This is a genomic window from bacterium, assembly GCA_030704665.1.
In the GTDB taxonomy this organism is placed as follows: Bacteria; Patescibacteriota; Microgenomatia; order Woykebacterales; family RBG-16-39-9b; genus JAUYID01.
Genome location: JAUYID010000001.1, coordinates 1 through 9,864, shown reverse-complemented (window position 1 = coordinate 9,864; position 9,864 = coordinate 1). Strand labels below are relative to the sequence as shown.

18 protein-coding genes are annotated in these 9,864 nt (G+C 44.7%); 10 read left to right on the top strand and 8 right to left on the bottom strand.

Annotated elements, in window-relative coordinates:
• The 7 genes from Q8P13_00090 to Q8P13_00060 form a co-directional block, all read right to left on the bottom strand.
• Positions 1-211 (bottom strand): hypothetical protein (locus Q8P13_00090; protein ID MDP2670859.1); only part of this gene is annotated, 211 nt, incomplete at its 3' end.
• Between the two features lie 9 nt (positions 212-220).
• Positions 221-904 carry a hypothetical protein gene (locus Q8P13_00085; GenBank protein ID MDP2670858.1) on the bottom strand — a complete coding sequence of 228 codons (684 nt, stop codon included), beginning with the start codon at positions 902-904 and terminating at the stop codon, positions 221-223.
• A gap of 3 nt (positions 905-907) precedes the next feature.
• On the bottom strand, positions 908-1,291 hold the full coding sequence (locus tag Q8P13_00080) for a hypothetical protein (protein MDP2670857.1): 384 nt from the start codon (positions 1,289-1,291) through the stop codon (positions 908-910).
• 9 nt (positions 1,292-1,300) lie between these two features.
• Positions 1,301-1,438 carry a hypothetical protein gene (locus tag Q8P13_00075; protein MDP2670856.1) on the bottom strand — a complete coding sequence of 46 codons (138 nt, stop codon included), beginning with the start codon at positions 1,436-1,438 and terminating at the stop codon, positions 1,301-1,303.
• Positions 1,439-1,630, bottom strand: a complete 192-nt coding sequence (locus tag Q8P13_00070) for a hypothetical protein (GenBank protein ID MDP2670855.1) — start codon at positions 1,628-1,630, stop codon at positions 1,439-1,441.
• Positions 1,631-2,381: 751 nt separating this feature from the next.
• Entirely contained in the window at positions 2,382-2,579 is a 198-nt protein-coding gene (locus Q8P13_00065; GenBank protein MDP2670854.1) for a hypothetical protein, read from the bottom strand.
• Between the two features lie 168 nt (positions 2,580-2,747).
• Complete coding sequence (locus tag Q8P13_00060; GenBank protein MDP2670853.1) at positions 2,748-2,972, bottom strand: hypothetical protein; 225 nt, start codon at positions 2,970-2,972, stop codon at positions 2,748-2,750.
• Here Q8P13_00060 and Q8P13_00055 point away from each other — a divergent pair.
• Both Q8P13_00055 and Q8P13_00050 read left to right on the top strand, forming a co-directional pair.
• Positions 2,950-3,768 (top strand): XkdF-like putative serine protease domain-containing protein, encoded by an 819-nt coding sequence (locus tag Q8P13_00055; GenBank protein ID MDP2670852.1) that lies wholly within the window; start codon positions 2,950-2,952, stop codon positions 3,766-3,768. The two genes, Q8P13_00060 and Q8P13_00055, sit on opposite strands and share 23 nt — an antisense overlap.
• Before the next feature lie 16 nt (positions 3,769-3,784).
• Positions 3,785-3,952: a hypothetical protein gene (locus Q8P13_00050; protein MDP2670851.1), complete on the top strand. Its 168-nt coding sequence runs from the start codon at positions 3,785-3,787 to the stop codon at positions 3,950-3,952.
• On the opposite strand, the gene Q8P13_00045 is transcribed toward Q8P13_00050, so the two are convergent.
• Positions 3,945-4,181, bottom strand: a complete 237-nt coding sequence (locus tag Q8P13_00045; GenBank protein MDP2670850.1) for a hypothetical protein — start codon at positions 4,179-4,181, stop codon at positions 3,945-3,947. The two genes, Q8P13_00050 and Q8P13_00045, sit on opposite strands and share 8 nt — an antisense overlap.
• 355 nt (positions 4,182-4,536) lie before the next feature.
• On the opposite strand from Q8P13_00045, the gene Q8P13_00040 reads away from it, so the two are divergent.
• The 8 genes from Q8P13_00040 to Q8P13_00005 all read left to right on the top strand — a co-directional run.
• Complete coding sequence (locus Q8P13_00040; GenBank protein MDP2670849.1) at positions 4,537-5,421, top strand: hypothetical protein; 885 nt, start codon at positions 4,537-4,539, stop codon at positions 5,419-5,421.
• 106 nt (positions 5,422-5,527) lie between these two features.
• Positions 5,528-6,544, top strand: coding sequence for a hypothetical protein (locus Q8P13_00035; GenBank protein MDP2670848.1), 1,017 nt, complete (start codon positions 5,528-5,530; stop codon positions 6,542-6,544).
• Positions 6,545-6,765: 221 nt separating this feature from the next.
• Positions 6,766-7,575 carry a hypothetical protein gene (locus Q8P13_00030; protein ID MDP2670847.1) on the top strand — a complete coding sequence of 270 codons (810 nt, stop codon included), beginning with the start codon at positions 6,766-6,768 and terminating at the stop codon, positions 7,573-7,575.
• A gap of 16 nt (positions 7,576-7,591) precedes the next feature.
• A complete protein-coding gene (locus tag Q8P13_00025; GenBank protein ID MDP2670846.1) occupies positions 7,592-8,263 on the top strand; it encodes a hypothetical protein in 672 nt (223 codons plus the stop codon).
• A 42-nt stretch (positions 8,264-8,305) separates the two neighbouring features.
• A complete protein-coding gene (locus tag Q8P13_00020) occupies positions 8,306-8,638 on the top strand; it encodes a hypothetical protein (GenBank protein MDP2670845.1) in 333 nt (110 codons plus the stop codon).
• Positions 8,639-9,145: a hypothetical protein gene (locus Q8P13_00015; protein ID MDP2670844.1), complete on the top strand. Its 507-nt coding sequence runs from the start codon at positions 8,639-8,641 to the stop codon at positions 9,143-9,145.
• Complete coding sequence (locus tag Q8P13_00010; protein MDP2670843.1) at positions 9,142-9,564, top strand: hypothetical protein; 423 nt, start codon at positions 9,142-9,144, stop codon at positions 9,562-9,564. Before Q8P13_00015 ends, Q8P13_00010 begins: the two co-directional genes overlap by 4 nt.
• A gap of 55 nt (positions 9,565-9,619) precedes the next feature.
• Positions 9,620-9,864: hypothetical protein (locus tag Q8P13_00005; GenBank protein ID MDP2670842.1), on the top strand; the 245-nt coding region annotated here is incomplete at its 3' end.

The following is a 9,864-nucleotide window of genomic DNA, read 5'->3' as shown; positions in this document are numbered from 1 at the left end:
AGAGTACTTCCACTAGTTCAACGACCACTTCAAGTTCCACCTCAACAACCCGATCTACCTCAACTTCCTCGACCACAACCTCAAGTTCGACCTCTACTACGCAATCAACCTCAACCAGCTCCACGACGACCTCGAGTAGTACTTCCACCACCCAATCAACTTCCACCAGCTCAACGACAACCAGTAGTTCGACTTCCACCACCCAAAGCACGAGTACTACTCAATCTACATCAACCAGTACAACCCGATCTACCTCAACGTCTTCCACGACTACAAGTTCTTCGACTTCAACAACTAAATCCACTTCGACAAGTTCTACCACCACATCCAGTAGCACCAGTACCACCCAAAGCACGAGTACATCGTCAACAACGACTTCCTCATCCACTTCTACCACCCAGTCTACGTCAACTTCCTCAACCACCACCAGTTCCTCCACTTCGACGACCCGAAGTACCTCAACCTCAAGTACCACTACCAGCAGTTCCACTTCAACCACTCGCTCTACCTCAACCTCATCTACCACCACCTCGAGTTCAACAAGTACAACGGTTTCGACCTCCACTTCATCAACAACTACGAGTAGTTCAACCTCCACCACCCGAAGTACTTCTACCAGTTCAACGACCACCAGCAGTTCGACATCAACCACAAAATCTACCAGCACGAGTAGTACAACTACCTCATCTTCCACCAGTACCACAAAATCCACTTCCACTAGTAGTACCACGACTTCCTCTTCTACAAGCACAACGAAATCAACTTCGACCTCATCCACAACGACTTCTTCTAGCACTTCCATTACCCAAAGCACGAGTACTTCGAGTACGACCACCAGTTCTAGTACTTCCACTACAAAATCCACATCGACCTCCAGCACGACCACTTCCAGCTCCACAAGCACCACTCAATCGACAAGTACCAGTACGACAAAATCCACTTCGACTAGTAGCACGACTACGAGTTCCTCCACTTCAACGACCCAGTCCACTTCCACCAGCACCACTTTTTCGATGACAACCTCGACGTCCTCCACGACCACTTCTTCCTCTACCTCCTCCACTACGACTTCGTCTTCGACCACTACGACCGTTTCGACCTCAACCAGTTCCACCACAACCTCGAGTTCCACCAGTACAACACGATCCACTTCGACCAGTAGTACAACCACCTCTTCCTCCACAAGCACGAGCATTACCCAGTCTACCTCCACGAGCTCTACTACTACCAGCCAATCAACCTCTACTACAAAATCGACGAGCACCAGCTCTACGACGACATCTTCTAGCACCAGTACGACTCAAAGCACAAGTACGAGTTCAACCACTACGTCTTCTTCGACTTCCACAACCAAATCAACCAGTACCAGTTTATCTACCTCGACTACCCAAAGTACTTCCACCAGCTCGACGACCACGAGTAGTTCTACTTCTACCACTCAGAGCACCTCGACCTCTTCTACTACTACCTCCAGTAGCACGTCTACTTCGTTAACTACCTCGACTTCCTCAACTACTACCTCAAGTTCAACCAGTAGCTCAACTACGATTTCCACAAGCACTACCCAAAGTACGTCAACCTCGATAACCGCCTCTACCTCAAGCAGTATCAGTACTTCTACCTCTTCCACTACGACATCCTCTTCTACCTCGACTTCAACTACGACTACGACTTTAGCGACAATATTGATTACAACCCAAAAGGGGAGTATTATTACGCCTCAGACTCCACACGGAACTCAAGCCAGACCATATCATGACCAGACGGGAATAATTACGAGCCAGAATAGACCGTATACGGAAAAGGCGGGAATCGTAGACCCATAGACTTATAGTATAATGACCACTTTTGATATAGTTTTTAGCCATTCTCCTTATTGACAAATCGTCATTGTTGGTATTATCATTGTTACTAGGGCAAGGACTAAAGGGTAGTAATTTTGCCGATCACATTTTTTGTGGTCGGCTTTTTTTATTGGCTAAAATGAGCAATATAGCGGTTTATCAGGAAGAATATTCAGGAGCGGAAAGATCGGCGACCGTCACCCGGGAAGGAAAGGTACGGGTCGATCCGGGGCCGACTTTTAAGGAAGATGTCGCCACGGCAACGGGGAATATCAACTACACCACCAATATCGACGGCTCTTTCAGGCTCAACCATATTTCCATCAAATTTGCTTCAACCCCGACTCAACCCGTAACTGTCACTTTAATTTCCAGACTGGGAAGCCAATATAATGTTACTTTGGATTCAGCTACACTTTCGGCAGGCGATACGGGATATCTTTTTATTCCTCCCCAAGACCTTTGGTTTGCTATGGGAGACGAGATCAATGTCACTTGCGCAGGAAGTGCCTCAATTCAATACGGGATGAGGATCATCTACGATTTGATTGGGGAAACAAGTACCACTTCCACTTCAACAACTACTTCTTCTACGACTACCTCAAGCTCGACTTCAACGACGATAACGACCTCGACCTCGACCTCAAGTTCGACGACGATTTCAACCACGACATCCACCAGTAGCACTACAACCAGTAGTTCAACTTCCCAATCTACATCAACGAGTAGTACCACGACTAGTAGCTCAACTTCAACAACTCAAAGTACTTCTTCTTCGACCTCTCAGAGCACAAGCACGACCGAATCCACTTCAACTTCATCCACCACCACCTCGAGTTCGACTTCTACGACCCAGAGTACTTCTACATCGACGAGTTCTACGACTACCAGCTCAAGTACATCTCAAAGTACTTCAACTTCCCAATCAACTTCCACCAGTTCAACTACCACTAGCTCAAGTACAACCCAGAGTACCTCAACTTCACAATCGACCTCTACTTCCAGCACGACAACGAGTAGCTCGACCAGTATAACAACATCGACATCAACCAGCACGTCAATGAGTACATCGACCAGTACGACGATTGGATAAAATATGGATGATTTGAAAATATTTATAGCATTCACGAAAAAAGACGAAGACCAGAGACTAGTTTCAGGCTATGCTTCTTCTGAGGCTTTAGACAGTCAAGGTGAAATTGTTGAAATAGAGGCCATTGCTAAGGCTCTTCCTGGATATTTGGGAGACGTCGACCCTACGACTGGAAAATTTCGCTATGGCAATATCCGCGAAATGCATCAATTATCAGCCGTTGGTAAGACTATTTATGCCAGTATCGACAAAAAGGGTCTCTACATCGAAGGAAAAGTGGTTGACGACAACGCCTGGAAGAAAGTCAAAGAAGGGGTTTACGCGGGATTTTCCATCGGGGGGAAAGTTTTGAGTTCGGTCAAAAACAGGATCAAGGCTTTGAAATTGTCGGAAATTTCCCTCGTCGACCGACCCGCCAATCCCGAAGCCGTCTTCAGTATGGTAAAATTCGACGAGAAAGGAAAAGCCATGAACGATAAAGCAGCATCCCCTAAACCCGAGGATTATTCGGTGATGGACGCGGGGCATCTTTTGGATTTGGCCAGAGACATTAGAATGATGTTGAATATGTTCCAAGCCGAAGGCAGGTCAACAATCGAACTTTCCAACGCCCTGACCAGCCTCAAGAAGTTGGCGGCCAAGATTTTGATGGGCGATGACAAGAAAAAGTTCGAGGATATTCTTTACGGGTATGACCCCGAAGAAATGCAGAAACTGACCATGATTCCCAAGGCGGGAAAGATCGAGGAAAAAACTCCCGACATCAAAAAATACGTGGACAACAATTGGAAAGATGGTTATTTTCAGGACTTAAAGAAAGTTTTAGGTTAACCGAAAGGAGGCGAAAATGCCCAAAAAAGACACATACGAGGTCGAGGAGGAAAAAACAACACCGCCCGAACCTCCAGTTATTCCCGAAGAAAATATTGTAGAGGATATTTCTGTCGAAGAGGTTGTTCCGTCTTCTGTGCCAGAATCTGTCATCGACGGCGTCGTCTCGAGACAAATCAAATAACCCCCTTGCGACTCGAGAAAACAATCTTCGGCTTATATATTCGACCAGAGGAAATTTTTTCTTTTCTTTCTTGGTTTTTTTTATTGAGAGACCACTTCCGATAAATTTCCCGATCCTTTTCTCGGCGGGCTTTTCGATAGACTAACTTTTCTTCACGATGCTTTGAGTACCAAGAAAAATGGTATTTTCTTCCGTATTCTTTTCTTTTTTGCAAATCTTTGAAAGGCATTTTAGCTTCAAAAAATCCTTAACCCCATTATAAAACTTGACAATACCGAAGTCAATCTTTTATAATTGCCACAGGTGTTGTAAAACCAACAGGTAAGGTTGGGAGAAACTTAACGACACGGTCTACGCAAGTAGCCGTGTTTTTTATTGGTTTAGATTAGGGAAATTAGGGTTATTGGGGAGATTAGGGAAAGAAGGGAGATTGAATGCCATATTCAGGAATTCCTGCGGGAGAAAAAACAAGATCTATGGAGAGATGCGTTTCGGATCTCATGTCCGACAAGAAAATGCAGTCAAAGTATCCCGACCACAAAGAAAGAAAATCTCACTCTATTGCCATTTGTCATAATTCAATTATGGGAAAAAAGATAGAAGAAATGGATGATGTTTTGAAAGGAGGTGAAAAAAACATGATAAAAAAGACAATAAGTACTACCGAAATTGTAAGCGATGAGGAGTTGGAGAAACAGGCCGACAAAGCCGACGTTTCCGACAAAGCCGCATACATGGACTGCGTAAAACAGAACATGAAGGACGGCATGGATATGTCAGAAGCGGGCAAGAAATGCAAAATGGCGCAGAACAAAGGCAAAGCCGATGACGCCGATCCCGTGGAGGAACCGAAAAAGGAAGAAGTAGTCGAGGAAGCAGAAGCTGCCCCCGAAGGGGAAGCCAAAGCCGAGGAAGCTTCTGAAGAGGTTGCCGAGGGAGACAAAGTTTCTGACTTGGTAAAACAAGTTATGGAAAAACTCGACGCCATCGAAGCTTCCTTAAAAAAAGGTGATTCCGCTTCTGCTGAAGGAGCAGCTTCTGAAGAAGCAGTTCCTGAAGGCGGAGCCGAGAAAGCTCCCGTAGAGGAGGAAGCACCTGCCACGTCAAACGTGGTTGAGGAAGATGCTTCACCAGAAGGGGCGGAGGAAATCGCTAAAGCCTCGGAGGTCTTGGTTAAGATTTCTGACAAGCTGGAGAAGTTTGAAAAATCTCTCAACGAGCGATTAGACAAGCTGGACGGTCGAGTCAACAAACTCGAAGAACAGCCAGCTCCTTCCAAAGTCGTTTCCGGGCAAGTCGTATCCAAGGTTAAGGCGGACAATTCCAGTCCCCGACTCGAGGAGATAGAAAAGGAACTCAACGAGCTGGAGGAAATGAAAAAGTCCTATTTGGATCGCTACCAGAAGGAGAAGAAATGGGAAAAGGCTTTCGAATTGATTGCCGAAAAAAACAGTCTTCTGCAAGCCTAATTTCTCAAAACTGTCAGTCAACTGATGGGAAGTTTCTAGATTCTTTAAGCCAAGCTTGACTTGGTAAAAATCTAAACATTCTCTTTTGAAAGGAGGTGAAAACAATATGGACAATAAGTTTATTGACGAAGCTTTACAGCAAATCAGACAAGAGATTTTGAAAGCGGCAGAAACAACCGCGACTTTCACCCATTCCGCGCAAACTAGGTCTGTTTTCTCTCCCGAGAACCTAGACGAGAAAATCAAGTTTCTCGTTCCGATAGATACTCCAGTGAGAAACAGAATCCCGAGAGCCAAGGGAAAGGGTCAGGTTGCTGAGTGGAAAAAGATGACTTCGGCGCTTCACTCGAAGAGTCATCCTTCAACCAACGTGGACGCGGGCACGGGAACTGCCATCGCTTTCGCGGACGCGGGAGCACCAGGGGAGACCACCCAAACTTATTCTGATTCTTTCGCCGCCTACAAACTTTTAGGTAGGAAGCTAGAGGTCGGAGGTTTGGCGTTGGCCGCATCCAAAGGTCGCGACGGTCAACCCGACATGCAGACTTCAAGAGAACAACCGAAAATGTATGAGTTGATGCTCGGCGAAGAGGAACTTTTGATCGCGGGAGACCTCGCAAACTCCGCGTTGGAGTTTGACGGTTTGAATAAGCAGATTACCACCAATTCCGGTAACTGCGCGTTTATCACCGCATCAGGAGTCGGCGCGTGGTGTCGAACGCTTTACACTCGAGGCGGAGATCCGACACTACTTTTGGCTTCAGCGCTGCAGATTCAGGCTTTGGCCGACGATTTGGAGCATTCTGGAGGCATTCACAGAGCGGTAGTTACGCAAAACGAAGTGGCAGGGATAACGGGCGGATTCGCTTTGAGCCGTTTGGTCAATCCAGTCACTCAGTCAATCTTCGATATCAAACCTAGCCGATTCGTCGGTTACGGAGGACTTCTCTTGACGGAGAAATCTCCAGGGGGAGAATCTTACATTGACATCAGCGAACTGATTCCAGTTTCGAGGGTCGACGTACCATCGGGTAATTTCTCGTACATCAGCTTTATTCTTGAGGCTTTGGCCTTGAGGGTATGGGGAGAGCCGATGCAGTTGGAATTTTGTACGTTAGCTTAACCTATAGTATAGGTTGTTGTTGGGCTTGGTGAGTTCTTTCCCGAGTCCAACAGAAAGAACTAGCAACTTATTGGGGAGATTAGGGATGTTGGGGTTATTGGGGAAATATCTAAAAGGAGGGTAATATCGCCAAGATAGAGTTAAAGTGCCAGCAATGCCAGAAAGAATTTAAGATATTTCCTTACCAAGTAGGAAGAGCTAAATATTGTTCTCGATTTTGTATGAATCAAGCACGAACGGGAAGAAAATGGTCTTTAGAAACTAGAAGAAAAATGATTCTGTCACAGAAAAACTTCCAATTTAAAGAAAGAGAAATCATTTGTTGTGATTGTAAACAAATTGCTTCACGAACATGGTCAAGACAAAAAAGATGTCTCAAATGCGCTAATTTGCATACAGAAAAAAGGGAAAAGGATTGGAAAACAAAACATCCATATAAACCAGATGTTCCTTTTATATGTAAAAATTGTGGTAAGGAATTTAAGACTTTTTCTTATAGAATAAAACAGGGTATTAAATATTGTTCTGTTTCGTGCGGGGTTAAAGTTCAAAATCAATACAAAAAGAGGACAGGAATTATAAAACAATGCGAATACTGTAAAAATGATTTTTATGCAAAGCCTGCTTTAATAGAAAAACAATTGTTTTGTTCTAATAACTGTAGGAACTTAGGGTTAGATAGAAGTTACTCAAAGGGTAAAAATCATTGGAACTGGCAAGGTGGAATTACCGACATTCAATCTCAGGTTCGCCATTCCTATGAATATAAATTATGGCGAAAAACTATTTTTGAAAGAGATAATTATACCTGTCAATTTTGTGGCCAAAGAGGGAAAAAACTACATGTCGATCACTGGCCACGACCATTTTCTTATTTTTTAAGAAAATATAATATTCAGTCTTTAGAAGATGCTATTAATTGTGAGGCTCTTTGGGATATAAAAAATAACCGTACTCTTTGTGATAAATGCCATAGGGGAACCGAAACTTATTTGAATAAATCAGCCTATCTTTATATGGGAGCTAATTAAATGAAAGGAGAATGCTTTGGCAAGCGATAAAAATTATTGCACAGAAACAAATCTTGAAAATCTTTTGCTTGTTACGATTGATTCATCTTTCTCAACACAAATAGATAGTTGGATTTCTGCCGCCGAAAATTATGTTGATAATTTTTTGGGTTTTACTACTTCCAGTGGGATTTGGTCAGAATCAATATCGAATGAGACCCAAGATGCCCGGGTGGATGGGGATTTGAATTTGGTGGTTTATCCCCGTAAGAGACCGATTAACTCTATTTCTGCCTTGGCTCTTTGGAAGGGTACAGACTCCTTTTCCTTGACCTTAACCGATTCCGACAGTAACACCAAATACATTTTACCGACCCCGGGGAACTGCATCGTCTATCCCAATTTCGAGTTGACCATTTCCTCGACCTCCTATTCTATCGCCAGCTTCTCCGCAATCAAATTTTCCCGCTGGTACACCAAAATGAGCTACATCGCAGGTTATACTACTATTCCCAAAGATATTGCATTGGCCACGACTTACTTGGCTGCCGATACTTTTATGCGCCATGCCAATAAAGAAGGCTTAACCGCCATTACCCAAGGAAGGATTTCTAAAAGATGGGCAGAAAGGAAGGACGGAAAGTCAGATTTAGTACTTGACGCCGAAAATCTACTTTCGAGGTATAAGATAGCCAGCGGATGGTTTTAGGGAAATAAGGGAGATGAGGGATATTAGGGAGAGGAGAAAAAATTGAGTTTAATTCTCGATAGGGTAGTAGATATACACAGACTCGCTTTGGATAGCGGGTCGACGACGAAAGAATCTTATGCGGCTTATTCTCCTTTGGCAAATATTGCTCTTAACCTCCAGCCAGCGGGGAGTGAGGATGTGGTTATGGCTGATGGAGTATTTGGACAAACCTATATCGGGTTTACGACCGCTTCAGGGATTTTGGAGGGAGATAAGTTGGTGGTTCAGCAGACGGGGGAGGTTTTGTTTGTGAAGGGAAAGCAAAACTGGATGTCGCCGGACATGGAACCCCACATAGAACTTTTATTAACGGAGTTTGAGACGGGAGAATAGATGCTACTAGGAATAAAATTTATTGATGAAGGAGTGGTGGACGGGTTAAATAAAGTCGTTCGAAGCATTATCCCTGAGAGAACCAAGATGCTGGACAAAGCAGCCACGGACACGCTGGTTAAAATGACCCAGGAGGCACCCGAGGCGACAGGAAGATTGAGGGCGAATATTAAAATCGATAGATTAGGTTCTTTTTTAACTGACCGCATTATCTATCCCGATGTGGAATACGGATTTTATCAGGAGACAAGACACAGAATGACCCAAAGAAGGCCACCAATAGAAAAAATCCAAGAGTGGGCACAAACAGTAGGGGCAGGAGATACCAAAAGCGTGGCTTTTCTAATCGCCCGAAAAATCCAAAACGCAGGGTATCCTTCCAACCCTTTTGTTTTGCGGACTTATCGTTGGGTTCAGGTGCAGATGGTCAAACATGCCCAGAATTTTTTAAACATTGTGGCCGCCCAATATATGGCGGGAAGGGAAACTAAAACTTTTAAAGTATGAGTGTTGTCGCGATTAAGACACAACTTTTGGCGTCTTTAAACGCCATGGGGACTCTCAAGGGGGCGTTCGCCTTTGAAACGGGAAATCCTTTGGGCAAGTATCCCTTCGCCACCCTGACTTTAAAATCGGGGGAAGGGGAGTACGCCGACATCGCCCACAATCTAAGGAAGCACAGTTTTTGGATTAGGGTTTATCAGGAACAGTCAAAAGAAGGACAGGGAGTATCTCAGGCGGAAACCATCGCCATTTCGGTTTTGGACGAGCTGATCGCCCATTTGGATTTGAACACGACGCTTTCGGGAACTTGCAAGTATGCTAGGCCCGCGGGATACGATGCGTCATTTTCGAACAGGGAACTCGATATGCGGGTTTTGGAGGTGCAGATCGATTGTTTTGATTTGGTAGCGTCAGTTTCGTAGGGTTATTAGGGAGATTAGGGAGATTGGGGAAAATATTAGTTTTTTTTGAAAGGGGGTGATTAACATTAGTATAGATATTTCACGCAACGGTTCATTAGGATTGGCGATCGAGACATCAGCGGGAGTGGCCAATACTACGGCGACGGTTTTCCTTCCCTATTCAGACAACAGTCTTCGGGGTCACCACGAACCGATCGAAAACATTTCATCTCGGTCTTCAAGGATGATGGATTCCGATTCGGTCATCGGCCGAAGATGGTCAGAGGGAGACACCGAGATTTTAGCCGACGTGGTCAACGC

Coding starts and splice junctions, on each gene's coding strand:
- Q8P13_00050 (MDP2670851.1), top strand. CDS start 3,785: ATGCCCAAAAAAGACACATACGAGGTCGAGGAGGAAAAAACAACACCG.
- Q8P13_00045 (MDP2670850.1), bottom strand. CDS start 4,181: ATGCCTTTCAAAGATTTGCAAAAAAGAAAAGAATACGGAAGAAAATAC.
- Q8P13_00040 (MDP2670849.1), top strand. CDS start 4,537: ATGGGAAAAAAGATAGAAGAAATGGATGATGTTTTGAAAGGAGGTGAA.
- Q8P13_00035 (MDP2670848.1), top strand. CDS start 5,528: ATGGACAATAAGTTTATTGACGAAGCTTTACAGCAAATCAGACAAGAG.
- Q8P13_00030 (MDP2670847.1), top strand. CDS start 6,766: ATGAATCAAGCACGAACGGGAAGAAAATGGTCTTTAGAAACTAGAAGA.
- Q8P13_00015 (MDP2670844.1), top strand. CDS start 8,639: ATGCTACTAGGAATAAAATTTATTGATGAAGGAGTGGTGGACGGGTTA.
- Q8P13_00010 (MDP2670843.1), top strand. CDS start 9,142: ATGAGTGTTGTCGCGATTAAGACACAACTTTTGGCGTCTTTAAACGCC.